The sequence below is a fragment of the Salinimicrobium sediminilitoris genome (genome assembly GCF_020866905.1).
Lineage (GTDB): Bacteria > Bacteroidota > Bacteroidia > Flavobacteriales > Flavobacteriaceae > Salinimicrobium > Salinimicrobium sediminilitoris.
The window spans coordinates 138,770-154,588 of sequence record NZ_JAIVCC010000005.1 but is presented as its reverse complement, the minus strand read 5'-3'; the positions used below and the strand labels follow the sequence as shown (position 1 = coordinate 154,588).

The 15,819-nt window shown below is 42.8% G+C and carries 18 protein-coding genes; 15 read left to right on the top strand and 3 right to left on the bottom strand.

The genetic code is table 11. The annotated features are described in order from the left end of the window. Positions 1-12: 12 nt before the first annotated feature. Complete coding sequence (locus LA313_RS05785) at positions 13-780, bottom strand: aldo/keto reductase (protein ID WP_228913731.1); 768 nt, start codon at positions 778-780, stop codon at positions 13-15. A 149-nt stretch (positions 781-929) separates the two neighbouring features. On the opposite strand from LA313_RS05785, the gene LA313_RS05780 reads away from it, so the two are divergent. The 10 genes from LA313_RS05780 (at position 930) to can (ending at position 11,619) form a co-directional block, all read left to right on the top strand. Further along, complete coding sequence (locus LA313_RS05780; protein ID WP_228913730.1) at positions 930-1,748, top strand: DUF4382 domain-containing protein; 819 nt, start codon at positions 930-932, stop codon at positions 1,746-1,748. Between the two features lie 147 nt (positions 1,749-1,895). Next, positions 1,896-2,900, top strand: a complete 1,005-nt coding sequence (locus LA313_RS05775; protein ID WP_228913729.1) for an AAA family ATPase — start codon at positions 1,896-1,898, stop codon at positions 2,898-2,900. Between the two features lie 99 nt (positions 2,901-2,999). Then, a complete protein-coding gene (locus LA313_RS05770; protein WP_228913728.1) occupies positions 3,000-3,863 on the top strand; it encodes a DUF58 domain-containing protein in 864 nt (287 codons plus the stop codon). 10 nt (positions 3,864-3,873) lie between these two features. After that, complete coding sequence (locus LA313_RS05765) at positions 3,874-5,508, top strand: DUF4381 domain-containing protein (RefSeq protein WP_228913727.1); 1,635 nt, start codon at positions 3,874-3,876, stop codon at positions 5,506-5,508. Beyond that, complete coding sequence (locus LA313_RS05760) at positions 5,508-6,512, top strand: vWA domain-containing protein (RefSeq protein ID WP_228913726.1); 1,005 nt, start codon at positions 5,508-5,510, stop codon at positions 6,510-6,512. The genes LA313_RS05765 and LA313_RS05760 overlap by 1 nt, the downstream gene beginning before the upstream one ends. Positions 6,513-6,524: 12 nt before the next feature. Then, complete coding sequence (locus LA313_RS05755; protein WP_228913725.1) at positions 6,525-7,565, top strand: vWA domain-containing protein; 1,041 nt, start codon at positions 6,525-6,527, stop codon at positions 7,563-7,565. A gap of 11 nt (positions 7,566-7,576) precedes the next feature. Next, entirely contained in the window at positions 7,577-8,446 is an 870-nt protein-coding gene (locus tag LA313_RS05750) for a tetratricopeptide repeat protein (protein ID WP_228913724.1), read from the top strand. 6 nt (positions 8,447-8,452) lie between these two features. Beyond that, the gene (locus LA313_RS05745) at positions 8,453-10,213 is read left to right on the top strand and encodes a BatD family protein (RefSeq protein WP_228913723.1); all 1,761 of its coding nucleotides are present in this window, start codon (positions 8,453-8,455) and stop codon (positions 10,211-10,213) included. Beyond that, complete coding sequence (locus tag LA313_RS05740; protein ID WP_228913722.1) at positions 10,210-10,959, top strand: tetratricopeptide repeat protein; 750 nt, start codon at positions 10,210-10,212, stop codon at positions 10,957-10,959. The genes LA313_RS05745 and LA313_RS05740 overlap by 4 nt, the downstream gene beginning before the upstream one ends. A 24-nt stretch (positions 10,960-10,983) precedes the next feature. Beyond that, positions 10,984-11,619 (top strand): carbonate dehydratase, encoded by a 636-nt coding sequence (can, locus tag LA313_RS05735; RefSeq protein WP_228913721.1) that lies wholly within the window; start codon positions 10,984-10,986, stop codon positions 11,617-11,619. Positions 11,620-11,650: 31 nt separating this feature from the next. Here the strand turns inward: can and LA313_RS05730 are convergent, their stop codons facing one another. Next, positions 11,651-12,181, bottom strand: a complete 531-nt coding sequence (locus LA313_RS05730; protein WP_228913720.1) for a CvpA family protein — start codon at positions 12,179-12,181, stop codon at positions 11,651-11,653. A gap of 47 nt (positions 12,182-12,228) precedes the next feature. On the opposite strand from LA313_RS05730, the gene LA313_RS05725 reads away from it, so the two are divergent. The 5 genes from LA313_RS05725 to LA313_RS05705 all read left to right on the top strand — a co-directional run bounded on the left by LA313_RS05725 (position 12,229) and on the right by LA313_RS05705 (position 14,552). Further along, complete coding sequence (locus tag LA313_RS05725; RefSeq protein WP_228913719.1) at positions 12,229-12,585, top strand: hypothetical protein; 357 nt, start codon at positions 12,229-12,231, stop codon at positions 12,583-12,585. Positions 12,586-12,681: 96 nt separating this feature from the next. Then, positions 12,682-12,858, top strand: coding sequence for a hypothetical protein (locus LA313_RS05720; protein ID WP_228913718.1), 177 nt, complete (start codon positions 12,682-12,684; stop codon positions 12,856-12,858). A gap of 114 nt (positions 12,859-12,972) precedes the next feature. Continuing rightward, on the top strand, positions 12,973-13,992 hold the full coding sequence (gene pheS, locus LA313_RS05715) for a phenylalanine--tRNA ligase subunit alpha (RefSeq protein ID WP_228913717.1): 1,020 nt from the start codon (positions 12,973-12,975) through the stop codon (positions 13,990-13,992). Then, on the top strand, positions 13,989-14,156 hold the full coding sequence (locus tag LA313_RS05710; RefSeq protein WP_228913716.1) for a hypothetical protein: 168 nt from the start codon (positions 13,989-13,991) through the stop codon (positions 14,154-14,156). The genes pheS and LA313_RS05710 overlap by 4 nt, the downstream gene beginning before the upstream one ends. Then, complete coding sequence (locus tag LA313_RS05705; protein ID WP_228913715.1) at positions 14,157-14,552, top strand: hypothetical protein; 396 nt, start codon at positions 14,157-14,159, stop codon at positions 14,550-14,552. Between the two features lie 78 nt (positions 14,553-14,630). Here the strand turns inward: LA313_RS05705 and LA313_RS05700 are convergent, their stop codons facing one another. Next, complete coding sequence (locus tag LA313_RS05700) at positions 14,631-15,626, bottom strand: NAD(P)H-dependent glycerol-3-phosphate dehydrogenase (protein ID WP_228913714.1); 996 nt, start codon at positions 15,624-15,626, stop codon at positions 14,631-14,633. Between the last annotated feature and the right edge of the window lie 193 nt (positions 15,627-15,819).

Below are 15,819 nucleotides of genomic sequence, written 5' to 3'. Positions count from 1 at the left end.
TGTGTATTTATATTAAAGTTTTTCGGGAAGCTTTTTAAAATCTTCTTCAATAATAGAAGTGTGAAAAGCTTTATAAGCCGAATCTATAACCGCTTGAGAATTTCCTTTAATCACTGCGTGAAATTGAGCTTTGTGATGTAGTAACCAGGCCAAGAGCATCTCTTTTGGCCGCAGGTTATATTTGTTTGCGACTGTTTTGAGAGCCTCATGCTCATTTTCCCAGTCCCCGCTTTCAGGAATGATCATTTGAGTGGTTTCACTGGAAGCGGCTTCAGCTAAGGTAAGACTTTTCACGGCCGACGGTGTAAAGCTGAAGGTGGAAAGTGTGGCGCTGGCAGGAAAATCCTTTAAAAATTCCATTTTCTCTCCCGTTCTTCTTTTTAAAACCCCTACTTCCACGATCTTACCCCGGGCCCTTAGCTTTTCCATGCTCGAAAGTATGATTTCTGAAGGTGCATCAAAGTCCAGGATTAACAGGTCCAGGTAATCTGTGTCCAGGAGGTTAAGAATTTTCTCCACCCGGTCCAGTATATCTTGTTCGGTTGTAAGATTTTTACCGGGACAGGCGATCAACTGGACCTGGTCGCGACTAAGTCCGCTCTCACTAAATGCAGTGCCGAGACTATGGCTGTAACTTTCACTTTTTGACAGATCGATTAGGAATGTGGTGATCCCTTTTTCCACACAATGCTGGAAAAGCTGAATTTTATTTCCTTTTGATAGTTCTTCCCAGTCTTCGGGATCCTGTATGATCCGGGAATAAGAATTTCTTTGCCTCATGTTTTAAAAGTAAGGAACTCCTGCATTTTAACTAAAAGTTGTATTGTTAAAGAATATGGAGGATCGTTAAAAAGAGTTAAATTTCGTTCGTCGATAAATTAAAGCAGGTTATCGAGCGTTATCATGCCTAAACCTAAAAACAATTTTTTATGAAAAAGTACCATTTATTTTTATTCTTTTCTGCTCTGTTAACAGGGCTTGTTAGTTGTAGTTCAGATGATAATTCTGGTGGAACAGAGGAAGGTACGGCAAAAGTGGCCGTTAAACTTACCGATGCTCCCGGGGATTATAAGCATGTTTATGTTGAAGTGGAAGATGTTATGATCAAAACCTCTGCCGAAGGTAGTGAGGAAGAAGGTTGGACCAGCCTTGAAGGTGTGAATACTGGTGTAATTGATCTTCTTAGCCTTACCGGTGGAGTTTCAGAATTACTTGTTGAAACCGAAATAGAGGCAGGATATCTTCATCAAATTAGACTCGTTCTGGGAGACAATAACACTGTTGTAGTCATGAACGGAGAACAGAAGCAGGAATTTGCTTTAAAAACTCCAAGCGCACAACAGTCAGGATTAAAAGTGAAGGTTGAGCAGGAATTGGAAGCAAATGCAGAGTATACTTTTATCCTTGACTTTGATGTGGATAAGTCAGTAAAAAGTACTACTACCGATGGTTATAATCTTCATCCTGTTATAAGAATGGGAGTTGAAGAGAATTCAGGTTCTATTAAAGGAAGTGTTCATCCAACTACAGAGCAAACTCTAATAAGTGTGCAAAATGCTACTGTAAATGCTTCGGCTTATACTGATGCCGATGGAAACTTCCAGGTGCATGGTCTACCGGCAGGAACTTATAAAGTTACTGCAACTCCTGCAGCAGGATTAGGATTAAATATTTCAACCGTCAACAATGTAGTTGTTGGACAGGGCGAACTCAAAATTCTTGATCCTATGTTCCTGGACGGGGAGTAGTCAAAATTTAAAGACGATAAAAAAGGCAGCGGTAATCCCGCTGCCTTTTTCTTTTAACAAAATTTTAAGATACTTTGGTTGAATATTTGTTGAGGTTGCGCCGTTGACCTTAGATAAGTATCTTCACACTCATAAAATTTTGTTTAAATGCAGGAAAATAACAGCTCAATAGACATTGCCAGTATCAATGAAAAGATAGAACGCGAAAGCGCCTTTGTTGATATACTGAGTTCAGAAATGAAAAAGGTCATAGTAGGCCAGAAACATATGGTTGAACGTTTATTGATCGGGTTGTTGGGCCAGGGACATATCCTCTTGGAAGGAGTGCCCGGGTTGGCCAAAACCCTCGCCATTAATACACTTTCTCAGGCTGTTCACGGTTCTTTCAGTCGTATCCAGTTTACACCAGATCTTCTTCCGGCAGATGTTATTGGAACCCTTATTTACAATATGAAGCTGAATGACTTCAGCATCAAGAAGGGACCAATCTTTGCCAATTTCGTCCTTGCCGATGAGATCAACCGTGCTCCCGCCAAGGTACAATCGGCCTTGCTTGAGGCCATGCAGGAGAAGCAGGTGACAATTGGGGAAGAAACTTTTGTACTTGACCGGCCATTCCTGGTGATGGCAACACAAAACCCGGTGGAGCAGGAAGGAACTTATCCACTTCCAGAAGCCCAGGTTGACCGTTTTATGCTAAAGACGGTGATCGAATATCCTGAAATGGCAGATGAGCAAATGATCATTCGCGCCAATTTAAAAGGCAGTTTTGAAAAAGTAAATCCTGTAGTGAGCCTGGAGCAAATAGCAAGAGCGCAACAGGCGGTTCGTGAGGTCTACATGGATGAAAAGATCGAAAAATATATACTTGATATAGTTTTTGCCACCCGTTTCCCTGAAAAATACGGACTGGAGAGCCTTAAGCCGCTTATCAATTTTGGAGCTTCTCCAAGGGGAAGTATAAACCTGGCTACGGCTGCCAAATGTTATGCCTTTATAAAGCGTCGTGGTTATGTGGTTCCCGAGGATGTTCGTGCCATAGTACATGATGTACTGCGCCACAGGATAGGAATTACTTATGAAGCCGAAGCCGAAAATGTAACTTCTGAAGATATTATCAACAAGATCGTAAACGAGATCGAAGTCCCTTAACAATTAGCAATAAACAATTACCAATTATCAGGCTAAGTAAAATCTGGTAATTGAAAATTGGCCCTGTTAATTGCTCATTGATCATTGTTAATTGTAAAAATGGATACTAAGGAGTTACTAAAAAAAGTTCGGAAAATAGAGATCAAGACCCGCCGGTTAAGTGACCACATCTTTGGCGGGGAATATCACTCCACCTTTAAAGGTCGCGGGATGACCTTTAGCGAGGTACGCCAGTATCAATTTGGAGATGATGTAAGGAATATTGACTGGAACGTAACCGCCCGCTATTCCGAGCCTTTTGTTAAAGTGTTCGAGGAAGAGCGGGAACTTACCATGATGCTGGTGGTGGATGTCTCCGGCTCCGGATTATTTGGTACCCGTAATGGATTTAAACAGGACATTATTACAGAAATTGCCGCTACTTTGGCATTTTCGGCTACTCAGAATAATGATAAGATAGGGCTCATCCTGTTCACCGATGTTATTGAGCTTTATATTCCGCCAAAGAAAGGCCGTTCGCATGTCCTCCGCATAATTAGGGAGCTTCTGGAATTTCAACCGAAAAGCCAAAAGACCGATCTGGAAAATGCGCTGAGTTACCTGTCCCGGGTAATGAAGAAAAAAGCCATTGTTTTTGTGCTTTCCGATTTTATTGCTGAAGATTATCAGCGTACCCTCAAGATCACAAGTGGCCGGCATGATGTTACCGGCATTAGGGTTTATGACGAGCGGGAGGAGGATATTCCCAACCTGGGGATGGTCGCTATGCAGGATGAAGAGACCGGAAAAAGAATTTTAGTAGATACCTCATCAAAATCGGTGCGACGGAATTATTCAAAATACTACCGCGAAAGGGTGGATTATTTTACCGAAAGTTTTAGAAGAAGCGGGGCCGGGAGCCTTAGCACCCGTGTGGATGAAAGTTATGTAAAAAAATTACTGGGCTATTTCAAAGCCAGATAAAAGAATATTGATGCAAAAAAATTTTAGGCAGAATGGCATTTTTGGAACCCCAAGGAACAGTTTTTCCTGGTTCTGCCTGTGTATGTTTTTCCTGCTGTTAAGCACTATTAACCTGCATGCGCAGGAAGTTTCAGCTTCAGTAGATACTACAACCATAAAAATAGGGGAGCAGATCACCTATGAACTTTCCGTGGAAGCAGCTCGTGAGGACCTGGTGGTCTTTCCGGAAGGACAAACTTTTTCTCCGCTGGAAATGATCGAGGCTTATGCCATTGACACCAGTGAAATAAGTGATCGTTACCGCCTTACCCGGGAATATGCTTTAACACAGTTTGATTCGGGCAGTTATACCATTCCGCGGCAGCTTGTGCTTATCAATGACCGGGAGTTCCGCACAGATTCGTTTTTGGTGGTGGTGAATGATGTGGTGGTAGACACGACAAAACAAAAAATGTTTCCCATAAAACCTGCAGTTGAAGTACCGCCGGCTTTTGGAATTCCTTCATGGCTATGGTGGCTATTGGGAATAATAATTCTCGGGGTGGTGATTTACCTGCTGTACAGAAGCAGGAAGAAAAGAAAAGAGGCTGCCAAACAGCTTCCGCCTTATGAGCGTGCTCTTTTTGAACTTAAACAACTTGACGATTCCCACCTTTTAGAGCAACGGGAGATCAAGGAATATTACTCTCAACTATCAGCTGCTGTAAGGAGATATCTCGATGGAGATATCTACGATCACGCATTGGAAAGCACTACAAATGAACTCATCGCTTATCTTGAAGCCGAAAGAGATCGTGGGAGACTAAAACTTGAAAACACCACAATAGGTCGATTAAAAGAAATTCTGGAAAGGGCCGATCTCGCAAAGTTCGCGAACTCAAGACCCGATGTGCTCACAGCAAAGGAGGATCGCAGTAGCGTTGAAAATGTTATAAAAGATACGAAAGCCTCAATTCCGCAGCCAACAGAAGAAGAGCTGTTGCGGGATCGTGAATACAGGGAGAGACTGGAGCGAAAAAAGAAGGTCAAAAAGATCATTTTAGGCATCGTTGCCGTAGTAATCCTTATTAGTGCCGGTGCTGCTTATCTTATTTCTACCCGCGGATTTGAATATTTTACAGATACTTACATTGGCAACAGCAGCAAAGAGATGCTGGAAAGTGAATGGATCTCCAGTGAATATGGAACCCCTTCGGTCACTATTGCCACTCCCGATGTGTTGGTACGAAACGTCAGCGACACCAGCGGCATGGCCGCAGGAAAGGAAACTTTTAACTATGGCAGCCTGGAGAGCAACCTTTTTGTAAGTATAAATACCCGCTCGGCCGGGGAAGACTTTAATTTAGAGTCGGCCGTTGAAGAGGTTTATACTTACCTGGAAAAAAGAGGTGCAAAAAATATAATTACCAAGCAGGAGGAAATAACCACCATAAATGGAGCAGAGGGACTAAAAATATTTGGAACTATGACCTTCCAAAAAAATGAAAAATCACAACCTGTTTCCAAGGAATATTCAATTCTGAACTTTGGAATGGGCGAAGGTTATCAGCAGGTGGTGATGATCTACAACGAAGCAGATAAATATGCCGATGAAATTGCCCAGCGCATCACCACATCGGTTGAACTTATAAACAAGGCGAATTAATGTTCGAAAGATTATTTTTTGAAGATCCGCAGTTCTTTTGGTTGTTGCTGCTCTTGCCGCTGGCCCTCGGCTGGTATGTTTGGAAGCGAAACCGGCAGACAGCCGAGCTTAGGATCTCCAGCATTAAAGGCTTTGAAGCCAAACCCGGCTTATTGGGTAAATTTCGACCAATATTATTCGTGTTAAGGTTACTGGTGCTTGCTTTGGTGATCACCGCCCTGGCGAGGCCCCGCAGCGTTGATGTCTCCTCCCGTACCAGCAGTAATTTTGGTATTGACATTGTAATGGCTATAGATGTTTCGGCGAGTATGCTGGCACGCGATCTTGATCCTAACCGGCTTGCAGCTACAAAAGAAGTGGCGGCAGACTTCGTGAGAAACCGGCCGGCAGACCGTATTGGCCTGGTCGTGTACGCCGGGGAAAGTTTTACGCAAACACCTATCACCAGTGATAAAAGTATTGTGCTGAGTGCGCTTGAGGATATTGAATACAACAACATGCTGGAGAACGGGACAGCAATTGGAATGGGACTTGCCACGGCTGTGAACCGTTTAAAGGACAGCAAAGCTGAAAGCAAAGTAGTAATCCTGCTTACCGATGGAATGAACAACGCCGGATTTATTGATCCTAAAATTGCCAGTGAACTGGCGGTGGAGTTTGGCATAAAAGTTTATACGATTGGAGTGGGAAGTAACGGCACCGCCCTCTCTCCCATAGCCATTTTGCCTAACGGAACCTTCCAGTACGGCAGAGTACCGGTGGAAATAGATGAAGCTCTTTTAAAGGAAATTTCTGAAACTACCGGCGGGAAATACTTCAGGGCTACAGACAATCAATCCCTGGAGGAGATTTATGATGAAATAGATGAACTGGAAAAGACTGAAATAGAAGAGTTCAGGTTTTATAATTATGAAGAGAAATTTCGGCCGCTCATCCTGCTGGCAGGATTCCTGTTATTGGTAGAAGTACTGTTGAGATTTACTATTTTCAGGAGCTTTGTTTAAAAAGAATAGAATATGTTTTTGTTAGAAGATAAAACTTATTTGTGGTTATTGATTGGCATCCCGGTCATTGCACTGTTGTATGCCATGGTGATCTTTTGGCAAAAAAGAACCCAGCGCAAGTTTGCCGACAAAGAATTGCTGGATAAATTAAGTCCTAACCGGTCCACAGGGAAACAGGTTATGAAGATCATCCTGCTTTGCCTCGCCATTACAAGTTTTGTCATTGCCCTGGTCAATCCACAGTTTGGCACAAAATTGGAAACTGTTAAGCGAGAAGGGGTTGATGTGGTTTTCGCAGTTGATGTCTCTAAAAGTATGCTGGCAGAAGATATTGCGCCCAACCGGCTGGAGAAATCAAAACAGCTTGTTACCCAGATCATCAATAACCTGGCAAGTGACAGGGTGGGGATCATAGCTTATGCAGGGAGCGCTTTCCCGCAGTTGCCTATCACTACAGATTATGCTGCGGCGAAAATGTTCCTTCAAAATATGAATACAGATATGCTTTCTTCGCAGGGAACTGCTATTAGGGAAGCGATTGAGCTGGCAAAGACCTACTTTAATGACGAAGAGCAGACCAACCGGGTGCTGTTCCTCATAAGTGACGGGGAAGACCATGAAGGAGATATTGAAGAGATTGCTGCGGAAGCCGCGCGTGAAGGCATCAGAATAGTAACTATTGGAGTGGGAACTGCCAAGGGAGGACCAATCCCGGTGAAAAGGAATGGTGTGATTCAGAATTATAAGAAGGACAATCGGGGGGAAACGGTTATAACGAGGCTCAATGAAGAAACCCTGAAGCAGATAGCTTCCGAAGCAAATGGGAGATATATTGATGGCAGAGTCACTTCCAAAGTGGTGGAAGAAGTGACAGAGATCCTTCAAAATATGGACAAGAAGGAATTCGAGTCGCAACAAATAGCCGAATATAAAAGCCAGTTTCAATGGTTTTTAGCGCTTGGTTTGCTCTTCTTGTTGCTTGATATTCTATTACTTGAACGCCAAACCTCATGGTTAAAAAGGTTAAATTTGTTTAACGAAAAAAGAAGCTGATGATGAAAAGGATGACGAAAATATACCTGCCAAAAATGCTATTTTTTGGTTTCCTTTTTTCTTTTCCTTTTGTTGGCGCTGCACAGGAAAAACCTGAAGTAGCTACTAAAGCCGCGAAAAAATGTATGCAGGAAGCCGAAGCTGCCCTGGCCGATAATGATCCGGCTACAGCAGAGGCCTATTATCGCAAAGCCATAGCAAAAGACCCTGCAAATGCCGAGGCAAAATACAACCTAGGTAACCTTTATTACAACAAAGACATTACAAGTCAGGCTTTGGAGCGGCACCGTGGCGCTGCAACCACAGCCAAAGAAAAGCCATTAAAACATGACGCATATCACAACCAGGGGAATGCTTACATGAAACAAAAAAAGTACAGCGAAGCTGTTGAAGCATACAAGCAATCGCTGCGTAATAATCCTGATGATGACGAAACCCGTTACAATCTTGCCCTGGCCAAAAAGATGCTGGAGGAAGAGAAAAAGAAGGATGGCGGCGGCGACAGTAAGGAGAAGGAAGAGCAGGACCAGCAAAAGCAGCAGGATAAGAACGAACAACAGGAAGGCGAAGGCGAGAAGGAGCAGAATGAAGAAGGCCAGCCCGATGATAAAGAAGGCGGAGACAAGAAGGAAGACGAAAATAAAAAAGGCGAACAGAAGAAAGATAATGCCGGCCAACCCGATGATAAAGAACAGAAAAAACAGGAGCAGCCAAAAGAGGGAGAGCAGCCTAAGCAGCCACAGCAACGGCCGGGGCAACTTTCTCCACAGCAAGTGAAAAATTTGCTTGAAGCTATGGGGAATGAAGAAAAGAAAGTTCAGGAAAAGATAAATGCCAAAAAGGCAAAAGGTGTTCCTGTGCAAACAGAAAAAGACTGGTAGAAACCAATGAAGGAAAAGCTGTTACTTATTATAATGTTACTGGCCTCCGGCCTTGCTATTGGGCAGGTGCAGTTTGAGGCCAAGGTAAGCAAGGATAAGCTGGGGGTAAATGAACGCCTTAGAGTGGACTTTGAAATGAACCAGGATGGGGACAATTTTAATCCGCCGGAGTTTACCAACTTTACGGTGGTGGGTGGTCCCAACCAGGCGGTGAGCAACAGCTGGATCAATGGTAAAAGAACTTATTCCAAAACGTACAGCTATTTTCTCGCTCCTAAGGGCCGCGGGAAATTCACTATTGGACAGGCAGAAATTACCATTGACGGGAATATTTACAAAACCACCCCCGTCCAGGTGGAGGTTACCGCGGCTGTAGATCAACCTACAGACGGTGAAAACTCGGAATATGTAGCTTCAGAAAATATTCATCTCGTAGCGGAAATTTCTGATACCAGCCCTTATCTTAATGAAGCCATTACTGTGGTTTACAAGCTGTACGTGAGTCCGCGGATCAACGTTAGCGACTGGCGGCAGCTGGATAGCCCAAAATTCAGCGATTTCTGGAGTCAGAATATTGACATTAGAAGACTGGAAGTAGAGAACGGAACTTATAAAGGAGAACCATACAGGTTTGTGGTGCTGCGGAAGACGGTACTTTATCCGCAAAAGACCGGAAAACTTAACATAGAGCCTCTTACCCTCAATATTTCTGTAGAGGTGCCTGGCAACCGAAGGGATATTTTTGGCAACAGGTTTTACGAGACTGTAGACAAAGTTGTTGCTGCCGGAAATCGTACAATCGACGTCAAGCCTTTACCCCAGGAAGGTCGTCCTGCCGATTTTACCGGGGCCGTTGGGAAGAACCTCAGGCTCAAAGTTACTACCGATAAGACGACTCTTAGAGCTACCGAATCTTTACAGGCTACTGTCGAAGTGACGGGGCAGGGGAACCTTAAGTTGTTTGACCTGCCACCATTGACGGTTCCTGCCTCTATGGAAAAATATGAACCCGAATATGTCGAAAATGTTACGACCACAATAAACGGGATGCAGGGACGCATATCAAATGAATATACGCTTGTACCGCAGTCAAAAGGGAAATATCCCATCCCGCCGGTGAGTTTCAGCTATTTCGATCTTGATTCCCAATCTTATAAAACCCTTACCTCAAATGAGATCCTGGTTGACGTTGATGCGGCACCTGCAGGAAGCCGTGCAACTTCCCAGAGTTCGGGGCCAATTGCGCAACAAACTCCGGCGGCTGCAAATCAATTTAGATACATTAAACTCAATACCTCTTTAAAATCAATTGGGGAGGCACCATTTATAGGGTCGCCTTTGTTCTGGACCTTATTTTTAAGTCCGTTGCTTTTTATCCCGCTGGCCATCCTTTTTGGAAAAAGAAGGAAGGCGATTGCAGGGGATGTACGCGGGAACCGAATTAAAAAAGCCGATCGACTGGCCCGAAAATATCTTTCTGAAGCTAAGAAGAATCTGGGAGATCAAACCAAATTCTATGAATCCCTCGAAAGAGCCTTACACAATTATTTAAAGGCCAAACTTCATATACAAACCAGTGAGATGAGCAAGGAACGCATAAAGGAGTTGCTGGAAAGTAAAGGCGCTAATGCCGGTACAGTGGTAGAATTCAATGAACTGCTCAAGAGCTGTGAATTCGCCCGCTATACCCCGGCATCCAACGTTGCAATGCAGCAGGATTATGACAAGGCCGTACGTGTAATTTCAGAACTAGATAAACAAGTATGAAAAAGCTGATCTTTTTACTTGCCCTGCTCTTCAGTTTCCTTGGGACGGCACAAAACTCCCGGCTTTTTGAAGCTGGTAATAAAGCCTATTCAGCAGGAAATTATGAAGAGGCAATTGATCAATACGAAAAGATCCTTTCTAATGGGGAAACCTCGGCCGGTTTGCATTACAACCTGGGGAATTCCTATTATAAACTGGACAGGATCGCTCCCAGTATCTATCATTACGAAAAAGCCTTACAATTAAATCCCGGGGATGAGGATATCCGCAATAACCTGGAATTTGCCAAAAACATGGCCATAGATGCTATTGGAGAAGAAGAAAATACCGGCTTTAAAGGCATTTTTGACACCTCAACTGCGGCTTTCTCTGCTTCGGGCTGGGGTTGGATCGCCATTTTCTGCATGGTGGGATTTGTGGTGTTTTTCCTGGTGTATTACTTCAGTAGAAAAACCATGGTGAAAAGGTTACTTTTTATAGGCGCAATGTTCTTCCTTGTGATTTCCATTTCTTCAGCAGTAGTAGCAGCAACTAAACAAAATTTTCAGCAGGAAAGAAATTATGCTATAATCTTTTCTGAAGAGGTGGAGATAAAGACCGAACCTTCGCCCCGGGCCGAAGAAGCCTTTTTGCTTCATGAGGGAGCCAAGGTGAAGATCACCGAAGATTTCCAGGACTGGGTAGAGATAGAGCTGCCAAACGGAAGCCGTGGCTGGATGCTTCAAAATGATCTAAAAAGATTGTAAATTAGCTCTCCTAAATTAAATGTGATGCCAGATTTCTACAAGAAAATAATTCAGAATAATAAAGATTGGGTCGAAAGTATGATCAAAGAAGACCCTGAATATTTCACGCGATTAGCCGAAGGTCAAAAGCCACCATTGCTATGGATTGGATGCGCCGACAGCCGCGTGCCTGCGAACCAAATTATTGGAGCCCAGCCGGGAGAAGTCTTTGTTCACCGGAATATCGCCAATATGGTCATACATTCGGACATGAATATGCTGAGTGTACTGGATTATGCGGTTAATGTGCTTAAAGTTGAGCACGTGATTGTATGTGGTCACTATGGCTGTGGCGGTATAAAAGCGGCTATGGGCAACGATTCCATTGGCCTTATCGATAACTGGATTAGGCACATCAAGAATATCTACAGGCTTCACAAAAAAGAACTTGATGCTATTGATAATGAACAGGAACGTTTTGATCGCTTTGTAGAACTAAATGTTGTGGAGCAGGTTTATGATCTTGCCAAGACTTCAATTGTGCAGGCATCGTGGAGACAAGGCCAAAAACTCCATTTACACGGCTGGGCTTATGGCGTTGGATCGGGTATTATTAAAGATCTTAATGTCAATGTTAGCAGTGAAGATCAATTGGATGAGGTTTACCAGTTAAATTTCTAACATACCTTTTAAAAATGGGATTTTTTCGGGACTATCTGGGAGTTTTTTCAGCTTCAGAAGAAGTCTCGAAAAGATCCCCTTCTTTTACTTCTTCAATGATGGTAGGCAAAAAGGCAGGTGCGAGTACCCTCACCGGATCATAAAGTACAGATTCTTCTTTTGTTGGTTCCTCTATCTCGAAAACTTCGAAATTTTCAAAGAACATAAAAAATATACTTGCTAAAAATGCCATTTTTAGCACCCCTAAGGCGCCGCCGGCTAATCTATTGATGATCCCAAGTGCTACCATATGAACCATTTTGGTAAGGAAGCTTCCGGCAAGGGAAATGAGGACAGCGACTATAAAAAAGGTGACCGCAAAAGAAAGAATGCTGAGGTATTTTGCATCCCAGTCTATGAAAGCATCGAGAAAAGCATAAGTCGCATCTGAAAAATGAATAGCGGCATATATCCCGCCAATGAGGGCCAGCAGGCCGGCAAGTTCTGTAAAAAAGCCTTTAAAAAGCCCCCTTGCAAGTCCAAGGAGGAGGAAAATACTGAGGAGCAGATCCAGGATATTCATGTTCTCAAAGATAGTAATTTCCAGTTCTTAGTAATTATCTTTGCGCCATGTCTAGAGATGAACAATTAAAACAACGTTGGGCCGAGGTGGAGGAAAAACTTTCACGGCAATTTGCAGACGGGGAGAAACTCGAGCTCGATGCTATAATTTATATAATTGGCCTTCAGGAATTGGGGCAGTTACACAGAAAATACAAAAAAGATCACAAGCTCGATCTTATGCACATAGCGATCTGCCGACTTTTAGAGCCTTACGGCTACTATGAATTCGAGTTCTATGATGACGAAGGCTGGCCACACTACAAGGTATTGGAACATTTACCCACTTTAAGGGCAGGCGAGCAGGCTGTTCTTATGAAAGAGGCTATAGTACAGTATTTTTTGGAAAAGGAGTACATCACATAAAAAGATATAAGACCGCTGCGCTACAAGAACCAGGAACCAAGACTTATTGTTAGCGGCAGGAAGCAGGTAGACCGCTTTGGTGTTAAATAGAAAGTGATGAGGATAATCAGGATTTTTAAAATTTTTGTTGCCATAGGCTTTCTTGGAGTTGCTTACGCCTATATTTCCGACTCAAAATTACTGGGTATTCCCACAGAAGTCTTCTTGATGATATTTTCTATTCTGGCTTTTATTGTATTATTTCTTGATCACAGGAATAGACAGGGAAGATAGAATTCAGGATAGACAAATATTTTCTGCGGGCAACAATAGATTCAAGTTTCTTATTCCTGGAAATCACATCCCAATTACTTTTCCTAAATTTGCCCTTCCTAAAGAAAAGGGACCATGACAGAAACCATTAAGGAGCACATCGCTGAAATCGAAGCCTTCACGGCAAAGACGAAGGAAGAAGCAGAAAATTTCCGCATAAAATATCTTGGCAAAAAGGGCATTTTAAACCAATATTTTGCTGAATTTAAAGCGGTACCCAATGAAGAGAAAAAAGCTTTTGGGCAGGCGGTAAATGAGCTTAAAAATGCTGCAACAAACAAAGTACAGCAGCTTAAGGATGAGCTGGAGAGCCGTGAGGAGGAAAAAGGGATCTATGGAGACCTTACACGTCCCGGAGAGCCGGTGGAAATAGGTGCACGTCATCCCATTTCTATTGTAAAAAACCAGATCATCGAGATCTTTTCCAATATTGGCTTCAATGTTTCTGAAGGACCCGAAATGGAAGATGACTGGCATAACTTTACTGCTTTGAACCTTCCGGAGTATCACCCGGCAAGGGACATGCAGGATACTTTCTTTATCCAGACCAATCCCGATGTTTTGCTTCGCACCCACACCTCTTCTGTGCAGGTACGGTATATGGAGGATAACAAGCCGCCTATAAGGACTATTTCTCCCGGAAGAGTTTTTAGGAATGAAGCTATTTCTTCACGTTCGCACTGTATTTTCCACCAGGTGGAAGGACTCTATGTGGACAAAAACGTTTCGTTTGCAGATTTGAAGCAAACTTTGTTGTATTTTACTAAGCAGTTGTTCGGAAAATCCAAGATTAGGCTTAGACCTTCTTATTTTCCGTTTACAGAGCCCAGTGCAGAAGTTGATATTTACTGGGGCCTTGAAACCGAAACCGATTACCGCATCACAAAGGGTACCGGCTGGCTGGAGATCATGGGCTGCGGAATGGTAGATCCAAATGTACTGCGCAACTGTAGCATAGATCCTTCAGAATATTCAGGTTTTGCTTTTGGAATGGGGATAGAAAGAATTGCGATGTTGCTTTACCAAATAGGGGATATAAGGATGTTCTATGAGAATGATATGAGGTTTTTGGAACAGTTTAAATCATCTATATGAAAACAGCAGGCCTTATAGTTATCGGTATTATTGCACTTGGGATTATTATACTTTTAGTAGCCATCGAGATCATCGAATTCACCATTGGGGCTATCCTATTGGGAGTTGCTGCATTAATCCTTTGGGGACTTTATAAATGGGCTAAAAGCAAGATCAAAGATTAAGTGAAAAAGGATATCGAGATTCCCGAAGTAAAGGACGTTTTCATTGCTGCCGTGCGGGAAAAGCATGAAGAATATGGCACTTTTGACTGGAATGCTTATTTAATAAACAACCGTTCTCAAGCTATTGAAGGAGTTTTGATCGTGTCCAAAGGTTACGACGGAAAAAAGGAAACTTCTACAATGCGTCACAGTCTTTCTAACTTACCGCCTCAATCTTTTGCGAAGGTGGAATTTCTACAGGATGATGTTCTCCAGCTAAATAATGAATTCTCAGTCTCCTTCTTTTCTGAAGGAAAGATGTTCCATAAGAAGTTTGTATTCAAAAAGAACAGCATTAATGAGAAAGCACTTCAGGATTTGCCTGTGATGCTGAAGAAGGGTGTGTTGTTGAAATAGTTGATTGGTGATTAGGGATTGGCAAATTCGGGATTGGGAGGAAACCTTAAAGTCTCCCAACCTTAAACCCTGAACCAATTAATCCAGTTTCTCCGCCAGCTTCTTGAAGACCTTCTTTGGTTCTTTACTTTGATATAAGATCCCGTAAACGGCATTGATAATAGGTGTTTTGGCGCCGGTTTCCTGCACGATTTTGAATGCACTTTCGGTGGCGTAATAACCTTCGGCCACCATGCTCATTTCCATTTGCGCACTTTTTACGGTGTAGCCTTTACCAATCATGTTCCCGAACATCCTGTTTCGGCTAAAGATTGAGTATCCTGTCACTAAAAGATCACCCAGGTAAGCCGAATCATTAATGTTCCGTTTCATCTTGTGTACCTTTTTAATGAACTTCTTCATCTCCCTTATTGCATTGCTCATCAACACACTTTGGAAGTTGTCGCCATATCCAAGGCCGTGGGCAATCCCTGCAGCAATGGCATAAATATTTTTAAGCATTGCAGCATACTCGGTACCTACAATATCATCACTTGTCTTGCACATGATATAATCGCTGCTTAGGTATTTCGCAACCAGTTTGGCCTTTTCTTCATCAGAACAGGCAATAGTAAGATAAGAAAGCCGCTCCAGGGCTACTTCCTCTGCATGACAAGGTCCTGTGATTACTCCTATGTTCTCATAAGGAATATTGTAAGTCTTATGGAAATGCTCGCCTACAATTAGGCTGGTTTCAGGAACAATACCTTTAATGGCCGAAAAAACAATTTTCCCATCCAGGGATTCGGTGAGTTTGTCGAGCTCCCGCTTCAAAAAAGCCGAAGGAATAGCAAAAATTAATATATCAGCACGTTTTACCGCCTCGTTAATATCGCTTGTAAGATGAAGTTGAGAGGTGTCAAATTCTACCGAGCTTAGGTAATTGGGATTATGTTCCTGTTTTTTGATGTGTTCTATGGCATACACACTACGCATATACCAGGTCACTTCATCCAGGTTTTCACAAAGCATTTTAACATTGGCTGTGGCCCAGCTCCCTCCACCAATAACGGCGAATTTTGGCGATTTCTCCATAAAAAGTCAATTATGCCTCCAAAAGTAAGGAAAATAAAGGGGTTGTAAAGAACTGCCGCAGCAAAGAAAATTCTAAAAAGATGCCTGATTCCTTTAAAACTTTAACATTTTGAACCTCGCCATCAGGTACTATTTGCCGGGCAGATGACGTTATAAGGTAAGAAAGATTATTTTTTATAAGAGTTTAATCTTT

Coding starts and splice junctions, on each gene's coding strand:
- LA313_RS05785 (WP_228913731.1), bottom strand. CDS start 780: ATGAGGCAAAGAAATTCTTATTCCCGGATCATACAGGATCCCGAAGAC.
- LA313_RS05780 (WP_228913730.1), top strand. CDS start 930: ATGAAAAAGTACCATTTATTTTTATTCTTTTCTGCTCTGTTAACAGGG.
- LA313_RS05775 (WP_228913729.1), top strand. CDS start 1,896: ATGCAGGAAAATAACAGCTCAATAGACATTGCCAGTATCAATGAAAAG.
- LA313_RS05770 (WP_228913728.1), top strand. CDS start 3,000: ATGGATACTAAGGAGTTACTAAAAAAAGTTCGGAAAATAGAGATCAAG.
- LA313_RS05765 (WP_228913727.1), top strand. CDS start 3,874: ATGCAAAAAAATTTTAGGCAGAATGGCATTTTTGGAACCCCAAGGAAC.
- LA313_RS05760 (WP_228913726.1), top strand. CDS start 5,508: ATGTTCGAAAGATTATTTTTTGAAGATCCGCAGTTCTTTTGGTTGTTG.
- LA313_RS05755 (WP_228913725.1), top strand. CDS start 6,525: ATGTTTTTGTTAGAAGATAAAACTTATTTGTGGTTATTGATTGGCATC.
- LA313_RS05750 (WP_228913724.1), top strand. CDS start 7,577: ATGACGAAAATATACCTGCCAAAAATGCTATTTTTTGGTTTCCTTTTT.
- LA313_RS05745 (WP_228913723.1), top strand. CDS start 8,453: ATGAAGGAAAAGCTGTTACTTATTATAATGTTACTGGCCTCCGGCCTT.
- LA313_RS05740 (WP_228913722.1), top strand. CDS start 10,210: ATGAAAAAGCTGATCTTTTTACTTGCCCTGCTCTTCAGTTTCCTTGGG.
- can (WP_228913721.1), top strand. CDS start 10,984: ATGCCAGATTTCTACAAGAAAATAATTCAGAATAATAAAGATTGGGTC.
- LA313_RS05730 (WP_228913720.1), bottom strand. CDS start 12,181: ATGAATATCCTGGATCTGCTCCTCAGTATTTTCCTCCTCCTTGGACTT.
- LA313_RS05725 (WP_228913719.1), top strand. CDS start 12,229: ATGTCTAGAGATGAACAATTAAAACAACGTTGGGCCGAGGTGGAGGAA.
- LA313_RS05720 (WP_228913718.1), top strand. CDS start 12,682: ATGAGGATAATCAGGATTTTTAAAATTTTTGTTGCCATAGGCTTTCTT.
- pheS (WP_228913717.1), top strand. CDS start 12,973: ATGACAGAAACCATTAAGGAGCACATCGCTGAAATCGAAGCCTTCACG.
- LA313_RS05710 (WP_228913716.1), top strand. CDS start 13,989: ATGAAAACAGCAGGCCTTATAGTTATCGGTATTATTGCACTTGGGATT.
- LA313_RS05700 (WP_228913714.1), bottom strand. CDS start 15,626: ATGGAGAAATCGCCAAAATTCGCCGTTATTGGTGGAGGGAGCTGGGCC.